The following is a 17,737-nucleotide window of genomic DNA, read 5'->3' on the forward strand; positions in this document are numbered from 1 at the left end:
GCTGATAGCTGATAGCTGATAGCTGATAGCTGATAGCTGATAGCTGATAGCTGATAGCTGATAGCTGATAGCTGATAGCTGATAGCTGATAGCTGATAGGTAATACTTTTACAAAATATTTAATGTATATAATATAGAGGTGTATGATGAGCAATACAAATGAATTAACTGTAGATGTACGTGGTAGCTTGTGTCCAAAACCTGTGATTGAAACTAAGAAGGTTAGCGATGCGAATCCAGATGCTGTTATTACTACTATTGTAGATAATGAAGTGAGTCGCGATAATGTAGAAAAGTTTGGCAAGTCTCGTGGTTATGGTGTGGCTATCCGACAAGACGGTAAGGATTTCTACCTCACTATGACCCCTAATGATAATCCAGTAGCAGATGGTAGTTGTGAACCAATGAGTTATGGCAACCGTGTCATCTTGATGACAAAAGACTATCTTGGTGAAGGTAGTGAAGAATTAGGCCGTAACCTAATGAAAACGTTCTGGGTATGCATGCTTGAAGCCGATGTAAAACCATCTAAAATCTATTTCATCAACAGCAGTGTTAAGATGGTTGTAAATGATTCTGTTCATTTAGAAAATATAAAAAAACTAGCTGATCTTGGTGTTGAAATTGCAGCATGTGGCATTTGTCTCGATTATTTTGGGGTAAAAGAAGAGCTTGGCGTAGGTAGTATTACAAATATGTACGCTATTACGGACTCTATTCTTGGGGAGAATTTAGTTAAGTTATAATTCTTATCACTGATATTTTAACAGACAGATTTAGACGAGATACCTTAGCTTTAAATGGATAGTCAATGTTATAACAATGTAATGGTAGATGCTATGATAGGAGGTGAGGCCTTGGAAAATAAAAAATTGCTAGTCGTCTTTACGTCCTATTATTTTGGCGATAAAGCAGACAAGATACTAACAGAATTAGCGGTGCCTCATCAATTGATGGCTACACCTCCAGAGCTTTACGATATGTGTGGTTTATCTGTGCAAATAGATCCAAGTATTGTAGAGCAGGTTCAGACTATTTTAAAAGAACATAAGATTAGTACATCTGGCCTCTTTTGGTATGAAAAAGGTGAGCTAGCTGTACCATATAAAGCCTAGACATCGTCTAGGCTTTTTCTTGTTTTTTATTAAAATTTTCATTCTTCTGTAATTTAACGGCTAACTATGGTACTATAAATATATGATATTTTTTATCATTATGGAGGTATATATGAGCAAGTATGAAATAGAAAATGTAAAATTAACAGCCCCTAAATTGGATCGTAACGATTTAGAGTACGCTATGACCTATCGCTATGCTTGTAAGAAGTTTGATAGCAATAAGACAATCTCTGAAGAAGACTGGAATGCTATTTTAAGAGCAGCTCGTTTGGCACCTACATCCCTTGGTTTTGAGCCTTTTGAATTGCTAGTTATTCAAAATCCAGAAATTCGGGAAAAAATGAAAGCTCATGGCTGGGGCATTCATGCGGGCCTTGAAGCAAGTCATTTTGTGGTATTCTTAACACGTAAAAAGGTAGATTTAGAATTTGATTCTCCCTATGTACGTTATATTCAAGAAGAGGTTAAACAATTACCTGCTGAAGTAGATGCTATTTATAAAGAAAAATATGCTCAATTTACTACAAGTGATTATAAAACATTTGAGTCTGAACGTGCTGCTTTTGATTGGGCCTCTAAACAAGCGTATATCGTTATGGCGAATATGATGACTATGGCAGCGTATGAAGGCTTAGATTCTTGTCCATTAGAAGGCTTCAATCAAGATGACATGACAGAACTCTTAGGTGATGAACTTGGCCTATTCGATACTAAACACTTTGGCATAGCTGTAATGGCTGCCTTTGGTTACCGAGACGAAGAACCACATCGTAATAAAACGCGCCGTACTTTAGACGAAATTGTAACAGTAGTTGAGTAGATCATATATGTAGAACTAAATCGAAATTCTTCATTTAATCTTTAGAATTGAATGCTATATTATAAATATACAATAATTCTAAAATATTTATAAAAACTGCATTATTTGATAGGATTTATGAATATTTTGATTGAATAGGAAGGAGTGATTGTATGTTATGGTCAATTATTGTTGGTGGTTTTATCGGGTTCCTAGCTGGTGCCATCACTAACAAAGGCGGTGCAATGGGCGTTATCGCTAACGTTGTTGCTGGTTTAATTGGCTCGTCCGTAGGTCAGTCCCTATTTGGTACTTGGGGTCCTAGCTTAGCAGGAATGTCCTTAATTCCATCTGTATTGGGTGCAGTAATTGTTGTTGCTGTAGTCTCATTTTTCTTCGGAAAAAAAGGATAGCCCTTTACTTATAAAAGTAGATTTTATATGGTTAAACGTGATTTTACATGAAAGGAGTCACAATTATGGCATTAGATGATAAATTAGATCAAGTTAAAGGTGCAGTAAAAGAAAATGTTGGCAAATTAACTGATGACAAACAAATGGAAGCAGAAGGCGTTGTTGAAAATACAGTAGCAAAAGTAAAAGACGCTGCTAATGATATTGCAGATGATGTTAAGAAAGCTGCAGATGATGCTAAAGATGCTGTAGAAGGTGCGATTAGTGGCCTTAAAAATGCATTGGGCAATGATGACAAATAAAATTAAATAAAAGCTTTTTGTAGCATTAAAAAAACCAGTAAATCGTTCGATTTACTGGTTTTTATTGTTATTAATTTGTATTATACGTTGAAGCGGAAGTGTGTTACGTCGCCGTCTTTCATAACGTATTCTTTGCCTTCTAGGCGTACAAGGCCTTTTTCTTTAGCCGCATTTTGGCTGCCACAAGCTTGTAAGTCATCGAAGGATACGATTTCAGCACGGATAAAGCCTTTTTCAATATCGGAGTGGATTTTGCCTGCCGCTTGAGGCGCTTTTGTGCCATTTACAATTGTCCATGCACGAGCTTCCATTTCACCAGCCGTGAAGTAGTTGATAAGACCTAATAGTGCATAACTTGCTTTAATAAGCTTAGTTAAGCCGGATTCTTCAAGACCAAGATCTTCAAGGAATGCAGCGGATTCTTCGTCGGATAATTCTGCGATTTCAGATTCGATACGGGCGGAAACAACTACGATGCCAGCACCTTCAGCTTTTGCGTATTCTTCTACGCGTTTTACATGTTCGTTAGCGGAGTAATCAGCTACTTCGTCTTCGGACACGTTAGCAACGAAGAGGGATGGTTTAGCTGTGAGCAAAGTTAATTCTTTGATCATTTCTAATTCGTCTTCGTTAAGACCTTGTGCACGAACTGGTTTAGCTTCGCCAAGACCTTCGATGATGCGGTCTAACAATGGCAATTCAGCACGAGCATCTTTATCGCCAGATTTAGCGATTTTTTCAATACGTTGTTTGCGTTTTTCTACGGACTCAAGGTCAGCAAGACAAAGTTCAGTATTGATGATCTCGATGTCGCGGATTGGATCGATAGAACCTGCAACATGAGTGATGTTAGGATCCTCGAAGCAACGAATAACTTGAGCAATGGCGTCTACTTGACGGATGTGGCTAAGGAATTTGTTACCTAAACCTTCACCTTTGGACGCACCTTCTACGAGGCCTGCAATATCTACGAAGCGCATAGCAGCAGGAAGGATGCGTTTAGAACCAAACATTTCAGCCAATACAGCTAAACGGTTATCTGGAACGTCAACGACACCTACGTTTGGCTCGATTGTACAGAATGGATAGTTGGCAGCTTCAGCGCCTGCTTTTGTAATGGCGTTGAATAATGTACTCTTACCAACATTTGGAAGGCCTACGATGCCTACTTCTAAATTTGTGCTCATGGTACCACCTTTTATTAACTAATTGATTTCGTTCTTTGTGAAAGTTTCCGTAGAAACTCTATCAAATAAATATTATATCATATAGACGCTATAAATTTGTACTAAAAAAGTGACACTATTAGTCACATAGGTGACTAATAGTGTCACTAAATATATTTACAGAAAGGTTGATAAATAATATATTGATGTCGAGGCCTCTAGATGTGTCAGTTCTTGCTAATTAATCGCTACCATTATCATGGCGGCAAAATAGACTGACTATCTAGTACACCTAGCTTTCTACCGCTAGAATGAAAAAGGGCCTGACCCAGTAGAATCAAGCCGTTTCTTCAAATTTTTACCTATAGAAACAAGGCTGACGCTACTAAACATCTATGCCTCACTTCTTGTAATAGTATACCATATAAGAAGACAAAAACCCACACTGAGGTGTGGGTTTTTTGTTATATTTCTTATAGAGAATGTGCTCTCAAGTCCGCAGCAGATTGTGTAGAAATCCAAGCTGGTGGAATGTCGAATACTGTGTAGCAACCTGTTCCGCCGTGTTTAGCAAGGCGGTAGAGGCCACGTGCGTAAGCAACGAGGGCAGAACCTGTGAATTCAGGGTTGGAATCAAGTTTCAAAGAGTACTCGATAACGTGACGAGTGCCATCTGTACTTTCACCAGAGCGAAGAACGAAGCCACCATGTGGAATGCCTTTGTGGTCGCGATCAAGTTCTTCTTGAGAAATGAAGTGAACTACAGTTTCGTAACCTACGAAGTAGTTTTCCATAGTTTTGATTTCGTTTTCAATTTTAGCTTTGTCCGCATCAGGAGCCGCTACTACGTAGCACTCACGAAGGTGACCTTTATAGCCATCAACGTCAGGAGTTTGACCGTTGCGGATTTCGTCTAAGTATTGTTCTTTAGGAACAGTGTATTGACGAGCATCAACTACGCCTTCAAGACGACGGATTGCGTCGGAGTGACCTTGGGATACGCCGCGGCCCCAGAATGTGTAGGATTTGCCTTTTGGCAAGATTGCTTCAGCGTAAACGCGTTGCAAGGAGAACATGCCTGGATCCCAACCACATGAAATCAATGTAGCAGTTTTAGCTTCTTTAGCTACTTTGTCTACATTAGCAAAATGCTCAGGGATACGTGCATGTGTATCGAAGGAATCGATACAGTTAAAGTATTTAGTTACCATTGGTGTTTGTTCGATAAGGTCTGTTGCGGAACCGCCACAAAGAACCATTACATCGATTTTACCTTTGAAATTAGGAATATCTTCCATAGAGTAAGTAGGTACACCAGACACAGTTTCAATACCTTGACGGCGAGAGAATACGCCTACGAGCTCCATATCAGGTTGTAATTGAACGGATGCTTCTACGCCACGAGCCAAATTGCCGTAGCCAACGATACCAATACGAATATTCATATTAGCCTCCTATATTAATCGATAAATTTAATAATTAACATAACTATTATAGCACAAAATAAATGTATTTAATATTTTTCTATAGAATTCATCAATCTAGATTGTAAAAGTAATATATCTATCAATATGACCATACATTTGAAAATCAGTTTAAGTTTAACTATATCGATACATTGCGTTTTGTTATAAAGATCAAACTAAATAATAATATATATTAAGGTATAGAAAAGACCGATTACCTTCCTATTATGGGATTGTAATCGGTCTTTTTATTTTATAGGTATTAGAATTGTAACGTTTTGATTCTTTCAACAGCGCGAATTGTATTTTCACGGCTACCAAAAGCTGTTAAACGTAGATAACCTTCGCCATGAGGGCCAAAGCCAGAGCCTGGGGTAGATACGATTTGAACCTTTTCAAGTAAGATATCAAATAATTCCCAGCTAGTCATGTTACCTGGTGTTTTGAGCCAAATATATGGAGCATCAACACCGCCGTATACAGTAAGGCCGATAGATTCTAGACCTTCTTTGATGATGCGGGCATTTTCTTTGTAGTACGCAATGTTAGCTTGTGTTTGTTCGCGGCCCTCTTTAGTGTAAACTGCTTCAGCACCGCGTTGAATGATGTAAGGTACACCGTTGAATTTAGTGCATTGGCGGCGGTTCCACATCGGATTGAGGGCTTGGCGTTCACCGGATTTAGTTTTGCCTGTCACTTCTTTAGGCACTACTGCATAAGCACAACGTGTGCCTGTGAAACCTGCTGTTTTGGAGAAGGAACGGAACTCGATGGCTACTTCGCGAGCACCCTCGACTTCGTAGATAGATTTTACAGTGTCCTCTGTGCTGATGAAAGCTTCGTAAGCGGAGTCAAACATCAAGATGGCGTCGTTGTCTTTACACCATTTTACCCATTCTGCAAGACGAGCACGGCTCAATACAGTACCTGTTGGATTGTTAGGGGAGCAAAGATATACGATATCTACTCTTTCAGAGGGAAACTCTGGAGAAAAATTATTTTCTGCATAAGTAGGGAGGTATACAACCTTTTGGAAGATACCGTCTACAGCTTCACCAGTACGACCACCCATAACATTGGAGTCTAAATATACTGGATACACTGGATCTGTAATAGCGATGACATTATCTTCGCTGAATAATTCTTGGATGTTGCCAACGTCAGATTTTGCACCGTCAGACACGAATACTTCATCGATTGCAATATCTACACCTAATGGTTTGTAATCGCCATCAACGATTGCTTGGCGCAAGAAGTCATAGCCTTGCTCAGGGCCGTAACCGCGGAACGTTTCTGCTTTGCCCATTTCCTGAACAGCTTTGCTCATGGCATCGATAATTGCAGGAACAAGTGGTAATGTAACATCGCCAATACCAAGACGAATAATATCTGCATCTGGATGTGCGGCTTGGTACTCATTTACCTTTTTTGCAATATTAGCAAATAAATAAGAACCTTGTAGATTTAAGTAATTTTCATTGATATTAGCCATGATGATTCCTTTCTAAATGTAACTCTCTTTACTATAGTAAAGGATAAAAAGGATTTACGCAATAACTTTCTATAGAATGTTGAAGTTATTTTTTTGAATAATTATTTTATGGTGTAATCCTATAGGAAATAATGTTTGATGGGGAAATTATTACTCGTTTTATGGCGTATAGTGAAAGTATGAAATAGTTATAATTTCTTTATAATAGATAGAACTCTTCATTGTTTACTCATAAAATATCTGTTGATATAATAAATTTATATTTAAAAACATTATTTGTATGTAGGAGTTTTTAGTAATTATGTGTAGTGGAGTAAATTGTTATAAGGAGGATTCATAATGTTGGACTGTAAAGAAGCATATGAATTAATTTGTAAAGCTATTGACCGAAAAGTTAAATTTAATGAGTTGGAAACTATTTTTGGTCAAAATAAAACTGATATAAAGAACGATAATGAAAAAACTAAAAAGGTAAAGCAAGAAGATAACTATATTGATATAAAAAGATTTGCAGCAAACTTTTATAAGACTCCTATTGTAAATTACAAAGGTTATATAAACGGATCTAAGAATCTTTATAGTGAGATTATTGCGAAAACTCTTGTATCAGAGGATTTCGTTAAAGAATGGGGCAAATTGAAACCTGTAAGACCTAACCATTTTGATACAGGTCATAATCATTCTGAAAGTGTAGATATAAATAAGTTACAGATCAGTAATCGAAAAGAAGAAATCTTAGCAAAACTATTATTCTATCAACGTGGCGTTAAGGATTTAGGTTATATTTTTGATTATCAAACACCGCTGAAAGCAGTTAAAAGTGATTCGTATGGCAAAATAGATCTTTTAGGCTATAACTCCAAAGATAAATGTTATTCAATAATTGAATTGAAATATCGTCCGTCTGGTAGTGAGGAAACTTTATTACGCTGTGTTTTAGAAGCTTATACATATTACAAATTATTTGATTTGAATCAGATAGAATCTGCTCAAGATCATAACGGCATAACTGAATTGAGAGCGTTAAAGGATTATAAACATACCAAGAACGCTGAATTAGTAATTTTGTTTGATGAAAAGTCTTGTATAGTAGATGATGGTGGGGCAGAAACTAATTTGATGCTTCGTATTGTTCCAAAAGATGCATCTAATCCACACTATCCAACTAAAACAGTTGAGTCCCAGCAGTATAAAGAGTGTAAAGAATTAATTGATTCTAGTAAACATAAGGAGTTACAAACTTTATGTGAAGAAATTTTGGCACAAGAGCCTCATTTAAAACAAATTCGATTTGTTGTATTACGTGCTGATACAGATAGTAAATCTTCTTATCCAACTAATATAAAAGGTTGGTCTAGAAAATTAGATCGATTATATCGAGCAGAGACATTACTAACTATTCCTAGCAAAGGTTAAGTATGAATATAATCATCCATCGTGGCACTCATCAAATTGGTGGTAGTGCCATAGAAATTAGTACAGCATCTACCCGCATTATACTGGATTTTGGTAACGAATTGAGTCTAGATGAAAAGTACACACCTATAAATTTAGATATAGAAGGTGTTACAAAAGGATTACCAGATTGTAACGGTATTGTGATTTCTCATTATCATATGGATCACTTAGGACAACTAACCTCTGCACTACCAGAAATACCATTATATATGGGAGAGTTAAGTAAAGAAGTGGCTATGATATCTGCTGAATATCAAGATAAAAACTTATACTTAAGATTATTAGGTGCAAATACATTTCGTGGAGGAGAGGCTTTTACAATTGGTGATATACGTATCAGACCTTTGGTTATAGACCATAGTGCTGCGGATAGTTATATGTTTGTCATTGAAGCGGAAGGTAAACATGTCTTATATACAGGTGATTTCCGGATGCATGGGTTGCGCCATCATATATTAGACCAATTAGTTAACACATATATAGGTGAGGTTGATGTATTAATTACAGAGGGGACTTCTTTGTCTAGAGACGCAGATAAATACATATCTGAAGCCGCAGTATTAGACGATATTTCTTCATATATTCAAGATGGAAAATATGTTTTTGTTATGTGTTCATCTACGAATATTGACCGTATTATGGGAATTTGGCAGAATATGCCAACTGATAAAGTTTTAATTTGTGATGCTTATCAGAAAAGAATATTAGACACTGTGATTAATAATGTATATTATGAAAGCTCTTTATATCGTAGACATGATAGCCCGCTAGTTCTTAATAAAGGATCGTATCCTAAATATTATATGGATCATGGATTTGTATCCTTAGTAAGAGGAACTGAAAATTTTATTTCTCAAATTAAAGAATTTCCTAAAGATGATGTACGTATCATATATTCCATGTGGACAGGATATATTGAAGAAAACCTAGCATTGAAAACTTTGTTAGAGACCTACCCAACCTATATATGTCATGCCAGTGGTCATGTGTCTAAAGATGATTTGATTAAGTTTATAGAACTAGTTAATCCCGATGCTATTATTCCGGTTCATACTGATAATCCTGAGAGATTAGAGGAATTAGTACCTCATAGAAATGTGTATATCGTTAATGATAATGAGCCATTTATCATATAAATTTTTTAAGAAATTCTGTTTATGTTATATAATAAAGAAAAAGGAGAGTCATCAACGTGTGGGTGTGTTAGGCTCATCTTATAAACAGTTTTAAGAGGATTGCCTAGCGGGCGAGTATTTTGTATACTCTGTTGCGTTAGGCTTTTACCTTTACTGTACTTTTGGCGTAGTATTTTACTACGCTTTTTTTGTTAGAATTATAAAAAAAATATATATCCATATGTATATTTTTGATATAATGAATATATATTTAGTATAGTGCGGTTTATATGACAGTTCATATAGTTGAATATGGAAGTGGTGACTGTATGCATACGGTTAGCAATAAAAGTTGGCTTTTTATTTCTATATTAAGTGCTTTGATGGCGTTTACGTCGTTATCGACGGACATTTATTTGCCCGCCATGCCTGCCATGGGGCGGGATCTAAATGGTGATGCGGAGCTTACGATTACGGGGTTCTTAATCGGGTTCTCTTTGGCTCAGCTCTTTTGGGGCGCCGTCAGTGATAAGATTGGTCGGAAGAAACCTCTCATAATAGGGCTAGTTTTGTTTATTATAGGCTCTGTAGGATGTGCGCTGAGTTCATCGATGATTGAACTGTTGGCATGGCGCGTATTCCAAGCTTTTGGAGCTTGTGTAGGGCCTATGTTATCGCGAGCCATCATTCGCGATCTGTATGGACGGACTGAGGCGGCAAAGATGCTGTCTACACTGGCTATCGTCATGGCTATAGCACCTATTGTAGGTCCTTTGTTTGCCGGTCATTTGCTTGTATGGTATACGTGGCATGCCATATTTTGGCTATTGGTTATTATAGGCGTGTTCATGTTATTAGCAGTCTTATTGTTGCCTGAAACACTCCCCAAGGAAAAGCGTAGCCGAAAGGATATGAGTCATACTTATATTAATTACTGGATCTTGTTACGCAATAAAGAATTTATGAAATACACACTTTGTGTAAGCTCCTTCTATATTGCTATCTATGCTTTTTTAACTGGTTCACCCTATGTGTACATCGATGTGTTTGGAGTGCCTACAGAGTATTATGGCTATTTATTTTCCCTTAATATCATTGGTGTAATGCTCATGAGTGCAGTCAATCGGCGCATTGTAAGTGCTATGCGCCTCGATAAGTTGTTGCGCTATGCTACTATGTTTGCAGCCATATGTGTAACGATTGTTATGATTTTAATGTTTATGGGTGAACACTCTTTATGGCTTATTGTAATCGGCAGTTTCTTATTCTTCTCTATGAATGGTGTCATTGCAGCGGTTACCAATGCATTGGCATTAGAACGGGCTGGCAAGATGGCTGGCTCTGGCGCAGCTTTACTAGGGGCAATGCAATATGGTAGTGGTATTATTTCATCTTTGGTGTTAACATTCTTACCAAATAATTCGGCATTCCCTATGATGTCTGTTATTACCATCTTTGTTATTATTTGTGCTATTCTAGCATTCCCTAGAGATAAACGATACGATCATTAATAATTGTGAAAGCAAGAACTCAAAATGGGTTCTTGCTTTCATCGTTTATTTGGGTTATAATAGTAAGGCTTATTGATGGTAAGCACTTCCTACCCCTATGTGTCGATAGGGGCATTAGTCCGAAAGAGGAGGTGATTTTGTATGAACAAATACGAAGTCATGTTTATTGTGAAACCAGCTGAAGAGGAAGCAACTAACGCTGTTATTGAAAAAGTAGAAGCTTTAATTGCTCGTGTAGGCGGCACAGTAGAAAAGGTAGATCGTTGGGGCAAGCGTCGTCTTGCTTACGCTGTGAAGAAATTCACTGACGGTTTCTATGTATTGATCAACTTTGAAGCAGCACCTGCTGAAATCAAAGAAATCGATCGTGTATTGAAAATCAACGATGAAGTCCTAAGACATCTAATTGTAAAACACGAAGCATAATTAAAGCCTGGAGGAAAACATGAACTCTGTACAAATTCTAGGTAATTTAGCTCGTGATCCTGAAGTACGTTACACTAAAACAGGTCGTGCGGTAGCAACTTTTACAGTAGCTGCAACAAACACCTATGTTGACTCTGCAACAAATGAAACGAAAGAACAAACTGCTTTCATCAACTGCGTTGCATGGGGTAAACTTGGTGAAGCGGCAGGCAATCTTCGTAAAGGCAGTCGTTGCTTTGTAGAAGGTCGTTTGCAAACTCGTTCTTACGAGACTCAGGACGGTCAAAAACGGTACGTTACTGAAGTAGTAGCGAACTTTGTGGGCCAATCCCTTGATATGAATACTAATTCTTTTGAAGGTGGCTCCAATTTTGATAGTTTCAGTACAGGCGGCGATGACGAAAACATCCCGTTCTAGTGTCAGGGACTCCTACTAATTCGAAAAGGAGGATTCGCAATGAGAAGAGATAGAGGCAGAAAGCCAAGAAGAAAAGTATGCGTTTTCTGTGCAGACCATATCGATCAAATCGACTATAAAGATGTTGCTAAACTTCGTCGTTTCACGACTGAACGCGGCAAAATCTTACCTCGTCGTATTTCCGGTACTTGCGCAAAACATCAACGCAAATTGACTACAGCTATCAAACGTGCACGTGCAATCGCTTTATTGCCATTCACTGCTGAATAATTGATGAATCAAGGCGGTACAACCATTTGGTTGTACCGCCTTTTTGCGTTCTTTTGGGCAATATTGTCTTATAGTGAATTTAAAACATAAAGGGCCATGTGTGCTGTAAAGCGTTCAAATATAGTCTATAGCACTGATTATCCTTGTTTACTATGCACTGAGCGTATAGCGAGATTTTAGCTTCCTTAAAACTAAAAAAATAGCATATTCATCGTATACAATAAATATTCAATAAAATAGATATGGAGAGAATATCTTAAAATTTTATAATAATACCTTTAAAAACAGTATTTACATGACTAATCTATATAAATAAATTAATCAAACTTATGCATATCATCATCAAAACTTATGGTTTTTATACTATAATGTGAGTATATGCTTAGTACTGTAAAGTTCAGTGAAAGGTGGTAAGTACATGGGATTTTTGAAAAAGGATATATCCCGTCGCCAGTTTATTGGTGGTGCTTTAGCTTTAGCAGCCGCATCAGCGGTGCCGTCGTTTATACGAGGCGCTTACAAGCCAACACAGTCTGATTCATTACAAGTGTGGACTTGTGGCGGTTTGTCGGAAGCGTTTCTTGATTTAAACCAAGTTTATACGATGCATACGGGGCACAATATTCAGTATACTGGTGCCTTTGCAGGGGCTATTGGTAAATCCTTGTTGGCTGAGAAGAGTCGCACAGAAGTCTTTGGGGCTCGCGGTTTAGATCTAGCGAAAAATATGCGCAAAAAAGGCGTAAGTATGGCTTTTGAACCATTATGTTTTACGGATTACGTTATCGTTACACCTAAGGGGAATCCCGCAGGGATTCGGGACTTGAAGGATATGGCCGAGCCTGGTGTACGTGTTATGTTGCCCCTAGGCGCATCTCCCCCTGGTAGTGCATCTGTAAAGGGGATCATGAAATTATCTGGTTTGACCGATGGTATCATGAAAAACTTAATGGCTGAAAGTGCTTGTGTAATTTCCATGATGTGTGATCTCGTAGAAGGTAAAGCCGATGTATCCATCATTGAAAAACGCCTTACCACACATGATCGGTTCAAGGACCGTATAGAGTACTTCTCCATACCTGGACAATTTGTGCCACCTGCACCGCTTACTTTCACTATTAATACAATGAAATATGTACAAGATCGTGCGTTGGCTGCTGATTATATTGAATTTACACGGTCCCAAGAAGGACAACAAATCTTAGAAAATCACGGGTTCACATCCGTTTTTAGTGCGAGAGGTCTCGATTTGATAGAAAGGTTTGGTGTAAAAGATGTGTAATCGCTGTCCGTCATCTACAACCTGTGGAACTCAAGTTAGTTCTGGTGTATCTGGGAAACAAGCCCCTAAGAATTTAACGCTTTGGCGTCGCATTGTACAGTTTATCTTCCTCTTTATTATGGGGAAATGGGTATACTATGGCATATTCCGATGCCCTTATATCGTTCCATTCGTAAACTGTGAAAGCTGTTCTATGATTACCTGTTGGGGACGCATCACGACGTACTTTTATGCGTGGTGGATTATCTTGCCGATTATGGTCGTCTTCTTTGGACGCGCTTTCTGTAGCTGGTTCTGTCCAAGTGGGTGGGTGAACCAAATGCTAGGGAAAATATCCATGGGGCCACTAAGAAATCGTAAAAGCTATATGCGTTTTCTTCAACTCGGCATGGTAGCAACTATAATTTTAGGGCTTGTAGTATACTTTAAATTTGGTAATCCACGCATTATGATCCCAATTCGGACGAGCGATGAATATTTTAATGCTGTTATTTTATCTATGCAGTTCTCCGAATGGTATTGGGCGGCTCGTACTATAACGGTCGTATCCATTATTACTGGTTCCCTTATTATCGCTAATGCTTGGTGCCGCTTTGTATGTCCTTTTGGGGGCGTTATGGAGTTGCTTCGCAAAATTTCTATTTTTAGAATTTTTAAAACAAATGATTGCGATAACTGTGATGCGTGCTTGCGCGTATGTGAAATGGGAACACGACCAAATGAAATGAATTGTACCAACTGTGGTGATTGCTTACATGTTTGCCATAAAGATGCTATTAGATTTGGTCGGAAAGGTTAATTATGAAAGAAATTCAAGGACAAAGTTTCCTACAAAATCATCCTTGTTACAACAAGGCCGCTTCTACTAATTGGGGTCGTTTACATTTACCAGTAGCGCCGAATTGTAATATTCAATGTAATTATTGTAATCGTAAGTATGACTGTGCGAATGAAAATAGACCAGGCGTGACGCAGCATGTCTATACGCCACAAGAGGCAGCTGCCTTTGTGCGCAAGGTGTTTGATGCTCGTCAGGATATCTCTGTAGTAGGGATTGCAGGCCCTGGGGACCCTATGTGTGATGCAGACAAGACACTTGAAACCTTCCGCCTCGTGAAAAAGGATTTTCCTCATGTCATGCTTTGTTTATCTAGTAATGGTTTGGCAGTGCCTGATTATGTTAATGACATTGCTGACTTAGGAATTACGCATGTAACGATTACGGCTAATGCTATTGATCCAGAGATTGCAAAAAATGTATATTCCATGGTTCGCTATGAGGGTAATATTTACAAAGGAATCGATGGGGCCCGTATTCTACTAGAGCGTCAGGCTGAAAGTATCCGAAAACTAAAGGAAAAGAATATCATTGTTAAGATTAATACCGTAGTAGTGCCTGATGTAAATATGGACCATGTGCCAGCAATCGCTAAACAAGCAGAAGCTTGGGGCGTTGATTTGATGAACTGTATTGCCATGATTCCAGTTCACGATACGGCCTTTGAAAATCACCGAAGTCCGACTTCAGAAGAAATCGATAACATGCGTCAATTTATTGGTCACTATGTGCCGCAAATGACGCACTGTAAACGTTGTAGAGCCGATGCTATCGGTCGTTTATGTGAAGCGTAGAAGCATAAAAGGCTATATACTCATGGTATATAGCCTTAACGGTTATGTATTATTTAGTATTTTTAACGATTCTATGTAGAGCAGATAATGCAGATTCCACATCTTTATGTGTGTTGGCATAGCCAAAGGAGAAGCGTACTGTTCCTTCTGGATAGGTACCTAAGGTTTGATGTGCTCGTGGAGCACAGTGGAGACCAACACGCGTCATGATATGATAGGTGGATTCTAGTTCGTAAGCAATATTCGCCGGGTCCATACCATCAATTGTGATGGATACGACGGCAGTTCTATCTTGGATATTCTGCTTACCAACGATGTTAATACCATCTATTGATTGCAATCCTTCGAGGAAGGCTTGTGTTAACGCTAGCTCATGGTTATGAATATTTTCCATTCCTTGTGACTCAATATAGGCGAGGCCTTCATTGAGTCCAATGATGCCAGGTAGATTCAACGTACCTGATTCAAAGGCGTCGGGCATATGGGTAGGCATGGTTTCTAAATGTGAGAAGCTGCCTGTACCACCAGCGATAAGAGGGGTTAAGTTTTGAGCCATTTCTTTGGTCAATATAATGCCACCAATACCTTGAGGTCCCAATAAGCCTTTATGACCTGTAAAGCAAAGGGCATCAATATGACATGCTTTCACATCAATAGGAATAACACCTGCCGTTTGGGCTGCGTCTACAATAAATTGTAGATTATGAGCCTTGCAGATCGGGCCAATTGATTCGAGCGGTTGGATGGTTCCACATACATTGGATGCGTGATTGATAATTAGGGCTACTGTGTTAGGACGAATTAATGGCTCGATAGAGTCCATTTGGATCGATCCTGTGGAGTCGCATGGAATAGTATCAAAGGTAATGCCTTTATCTAGCAGTTGGGTAAGCGGTCTCATGACTGCATTATGCTCCATTGAGCTAACGAGCACATGATCACCTGCTTTCAATAGGCCCTTGATGACCATGTTTAAGCTCATTGTCACATTTTGTGTAAAGATGACATGGGATGGATCATGCCCGTTGAATAAGGTATGTAGTCGTTGTCTCGTTGTATAGATAGTATCCTCTACATCATAGGCGAGGGAATAGGAACCACGGTTGATGTTTATACCCCGGTTCGTTATATAGTCCGCCATGGCACTAGCCACATTTGGCGCTTTAGGAAACGTGGTGCTCGCATTATCTAAATAGATATAGTTCATTGGTAATCTCCATGAATAATAAGATGTATTTATGGTTATTATATCATGAGTAGTATGCTTGATATGGTAGGAGCATATGCTCATATAGTTTTAGTGTAGTTAGTTTGAAAGGAGTTTATTATGAGTGGGTCTCATGAAAAACGAAATTTAATTATTGCAGGCCTTATTATTGGTGCTATCGCAGGATTCCTCGTATTAGCTGGAAATCCAGGTAATATGGGATTCTGTATTGCGTGCTTTGTTCGCGATACTGTCGGTGGTCTAGGTCTACATCGTGCTGCACCGGTACAGTACATTCGCCCAGAAATTATCGGTCTTATATTAGGGGCTTATGTATTGTCCATGATTCGTGGCGAGCACCAAAGTAAAGGTGGTTCATCTCCAATTATTCGTTTTATTCTCGGCTTCTTTGTTATGATTGGTGCCTTGATGTTCCTTGGCTGTCCAATTCGTATGATTTTGCGTCTTGGCGGCGGTGATTTAAATGCCTTATTCGGTATTGCCGGCTTTGCAGGGGGCATTGGATTTGGTACTATTTTCTTAAAACGAGGCTATTCTTTACAACGCACCTATGCGTTGAGCAAATTAGAATCTGCTATGATGCCTGCTATTCAAGTAGGCTTGCTCGTACTTGTTGTAACAGCACCAGCATTTATCTTCTTTAGCCAAAAAGGTCCTGGCGCTATGCATGCTCCATGGCTCATTTCTTTGGCGGCTGGTCTTGTAGTAGGTGGCTTATCTCAAGTTAGCCGACTTTGTACGGTTGGTGGTTTCCGCGATTTATTCTTGTTTAAAAAATCTATTCTTATTTTTGGGTACCTTGCAGTGCTTGTAGGTGTATTTGTTGTAAATATTAGTTTTGGTAATTTCCATCTTGGCTTTGAAAACCAACCGATTGCACATACAGATGGATTGTGGAACTTCCTAGGTATGGCGCTTGCAGGTTTCTGTAGCGTGTTGCTCGGTGGTTGTCCATTACGTCAATTGATCATGACTGGTGAAGGTAACTCTGACTCTGCTGTAACAGTACTTGGTCTTGCGGCTGGTGCGGCATTCGCTCATAATTTCGGTTTAGCAGCTTCTGGTGCAGGCCCTACATTAAATGGTGAAATTGCAGTCGGTGTTGGCTTTGTAGTGGCTCTTATCATTGCTATCCTTAATACAAAACGAGCAACTGCGTAGATTAGAAATGAGTGATTATGAAATATATTGCAACATTTTACTCTCACTTTGGCGCGATTCGGTTCAAGCGTGAAGCCCCTGAAGGGGTAACCAATATAGAACTCCGTCCAGTGCCGCGCAATTTGAGTTCCTCTTGTGGGACGAGTGCATCCTTTGATGCTAGTGAAAGCTTTACTTTTACAGAAGATCCAACAGAGGAGATTGAACAAATCGTAGCTGTTACAGAGGGTGGCTATAAAACTATATATGAAAGTCCAAATAAATAACTTTGAAATACAGATTTTGCATTGTATTTAATGTAAGATTTTGTTATTTAGCCAATGATGTGTAATTTATGGTACATAAAAGTGGATATTCCTTTTGGGATATCTACTTTTTTGGTTGTACGCCGAATAGGCATGACTAAACCCCCAGTTAAACTGGGGGTCGGTAAAAATTCTTAGAGAAAAGGAAAGAACCTCCTAGTGATAGAATGAAGTT

At 38.6% G+C, this 17,737-nt stretch carries 20 protein-coding genes; 16 read left to right on the forward strand and 4 right to left on the reverse strand.

What is annotated here, in order from left to right:
• Window positions 1-146 precede the first annotated feature (146 nt).
• From yedF to KH364_RS09030, 5 genes are all read left to right on the forward strand, one after another.
• Window positions 147-746, forward strand: coding sequence for a sulfurtransferase-like selenium metabolism protein YedF (yedF, locus tag KH364_RS09010; protein WP_043006023.1), 600 nt, complete (start codon window positions 147-149; stop codon window positions 744-746).
• A 111-nt stretch (window positions 747-857) separates the two neighbouring features.
• The gene (locus KH364_RS09015; RefSeq protein ID WP_009352053.1) at window positions 858-1,115 is read left to right on the forward strand and encodes a DUF3343 domain-containing protein; all 258 of its coding nucleotides are present in this window, start codon (window positions 858-860) and stop codon (window positions 1,113-1,115) included.
• Window positions 1,116-1,227: 112 nt separating this feature from the next.
• Window positions 1,228-1,938, forward strand: a complete 711-nt coding sequence (locus tag KH364_RS09020) for an NAD(P)H-dependent oxidoreductase (RefSeq protein ID WP_105097741.1) — start codon at window positions 1,228-1,230, stop codon at window positions 1,936-1,938.
• 152 nt (window positions 1,939-2,090) lie between these two features.
• Entirely contained in the window at window positions 2,091-2,330 is a 240-nt protein-coding gene (locus tag KH364_RS09025) for a GlsB/YeaQ/YmgE family stress response membrane protein (RefSeq protein ID WP_009351847.1), read from the forward strand.
• Window positions 2,331-2,395: 65 nt separating this feature from the next.
• The gene (locus tag KH364_RS09030) at window positions 2,396-2,632 is read left to right on the forward strand and encodes a CsbD family protein (protein WP_009351877.1); all 237 of its coding nucleotides are present in this window, start codon (window positions 2,396-2,398) and stop codon (window positions 2,630-2,632) included.
• 80 nt (window positions 2,633-2,712) lie between these two features.
• Here the strand turns inward: KH364_RS09030 and ychF are convergent, their stop codons facing one another.
• The 3 genes from ychF to KH364_RS09045 all read right to left on the reverse strand — a co-directional run bounded on the left by ychF (window position 2,713) and on the right by KH364_RS09045 (window position 6,756).
• The gene (ychF, locus tag KH364_RS09035) at window positions 2,713-3,819 is read right to left on the reverse strand and encodes a redox-regulated ATPase YchF (RefSeq protein ID WP_105097742.1); all 1,107 of its coding nucleotides are present in this window, start codon (window positions 3,817-3,819) and stop codon (window positions 2,713-2,715) included.
• A gap of 452 nt (window positions 3,820-4,271) precedes the next feature.
• A complete protein-coding gene (locus KH364_RS09040) occupies window positions 4,272-5,243 on the reverse strand; it encodes a diaminopimelate dehydrogenase (protein ID WP_105097743.1) in 972 nt (323 codons plus the stop codon).
• A gap of 283 nt (window positions 5,244-5,526) precedes the next feature.
• Complete coding sequence (locus KH364_RS09045) at window positions 5,527-6,756, reverse strand: LL-diaminopimelate aminotransferase (protein ID WP_273299381.1); 1,230 nt, start codon at window positions 6,754-6,756, stop codon at window positions 5,527-5,529.
• Window positions 6,757-7,095: 339 nt separating this feature from the next.
• Between KH364_RS09045 and KH364_RS09050 the strand changes: the two genes are divergently transcribed.
• From KH364_RS09050 to KH364_RS09090, 9 genes are all read left to right on the forward strand, one after another.
• Window positions 7,096-8,172, forward strand: coding sequence for a hypothetical protein (locus KH364_RS09050; protein ID WP_273299382.1), 1,077 nt, complete (start codon window positions 7,096-7,098; stop codon window positions 8,170-8,172).
• Between the two features lie 2 nt (window positions 8,173-8,174).
• Window positions 8,175-9,350, forward strand: coding sequence for an MBL fold metallo-hydrolase (locus tag KH364_RS09055; protein ID WP_273299383.1), 1,176 nt, complete (start codon window positions 8,175-8,177; stop codon window positions 9,348-9,350).
• 308 nt (window positions 9,351-9,658) lie between these two features.
• Window positions 9,659-10,840, forward strand: coding sequence for a multidrug effflux MFS transporter (locus tag KH364_RS09060; protein WP_316583791.1), 1,182 nt, complete (start codon window positions 9,659-9,661; stop codon window positions 10,838-10,840).
• Window positions 10,841-10,981: 141 nt separating this feature from the next.
• Window positions 10,982-11,266, forward strand: a complete 285-nt coding sequence (gene rpsF, locus KH364_RS09065; protein WP_004693799.1) for a 30S ribosomal protein S6 — start codon at window positions 10,982-10,984, stop codon at window positions 11,264-11,266.
• A 19-nt stretch (window positions 11,267-11,285) separates the two neighbouring features.
• Complete coding sequence (ssb, locus tag KH364_RS09070) at window positions 11,286-11,684, forward strand: single-stranded DNA-binding protein (protein ID WP_009352155.1); 399 nt, start codon at window positions 11,286-11,288, stop codon at window positions 11,682-11,684.
• A gap of 39 nt (window positions 11,685-11,723) precedes the next feature.
• The gene (gene rpsR / locus KH364_RS09075; protein ID WP_004697977.1) at window positions 11,724-11,954 is read left to right on the forward strand and encodes a 30S ribosomal protein S18; all 231 of its coding nucleotides are present in this window, start codon (window positions 11,724-11,726) and stop codon (window positions 11,952-11,954) included.
• A gap of 418 nt (window positions 11,955-12,372) precedes the next feature.
• A complete protein-coding gene (locus tag KH364_RS09080; protein WP_265138513.1) occupies window positions 12,373-13,236 on the forward strand; it encodes a substrate-binding domain-containing protein in 864 nt (287 codons plus the stop codon).
• On the forward strand, window positions 13,229-14,035 hold the full coding sequence (locus KH364_RS09085; RefSeq protein ID WP_273299385.1) for a 4Fe-4S binding protein: 807 nt from the start codon (window positions 13,229-13,231) through the stop codon (window positions 14,033-14,035). The genes KH364_RS09080 and KH364_RS09085 overlap by 8 nt, the downstream gene beginning before the upstream one ends.
• 2 nt (window positions 14,036-14,037) lie before the next feature.
• Entirely contained in the window at window positions 14,038-14,868 is an 831-nt protein-coding gene (locus tag KH364_RS09090) for a radical SAM protein (RefSeq protein ID WP_273299386.1), read from the forward strand.
• Window positions 14,869-14,917: 49 nt separating this feature from the next.
• Here the strand turns inward: KH364_RS09090 and KH364_RS09095 are convergent, their stop codons facing one another.
• On the reverse strand, window positions 14,918-16,075 hold the full coding sequence (locus KH364_RS09095; protein WP_273299387.1) for an aminotransferase class V-fold PLP-dependent enzyme: 1,158 nt from the start codon (window positions 16,073-16,075) through the stop codon (window positions 14,918-14,920).
• Window positions 16,076-16,195: 120 nt separating this feature from the next.
• Between KH364_RS09095 and yedE the strand changes: the two genes are divergently transcribed.
• Both yedE and KH364_RS09105 read left to right on the forward strand, forming a co-directional pair.
• On the forward strand, window positions 16,196-17,257 hold the full coding sequence (gene yedE / locus KH364_RS09100) for a YedE family putative selenium transporter (RefSeq protein ID WP_273299388.1): 1,062 nt from the start codon (window positions 16,196-16,198) through the stop codon (window positions 17,255-17,257).
• Window positions 17,258-17,274: 17 nt separating this feature from the next.
• A complete protein-coding gene (locus KH364_RS09105; protein ID WP_273299389.1) occupies window positions 17,275-17,523 on the forward strand; it encodes a DUF3343 domain-containing protein in 249 nt (82 codons plus the stop codon).
• The last annotated feature ends 214 nt before the right edge of the window (window positions 17,524-17,737 follow it).

The sequence above is a fragment of the Veillonella sp. oral taxon 158 genome (assembly GCF_018376515.1).
GTDB lineage: Bacteria > Bacillota > Negativicutes > Veillonellales > Veillonellaceae > Veillonella > Veillonella rogosae.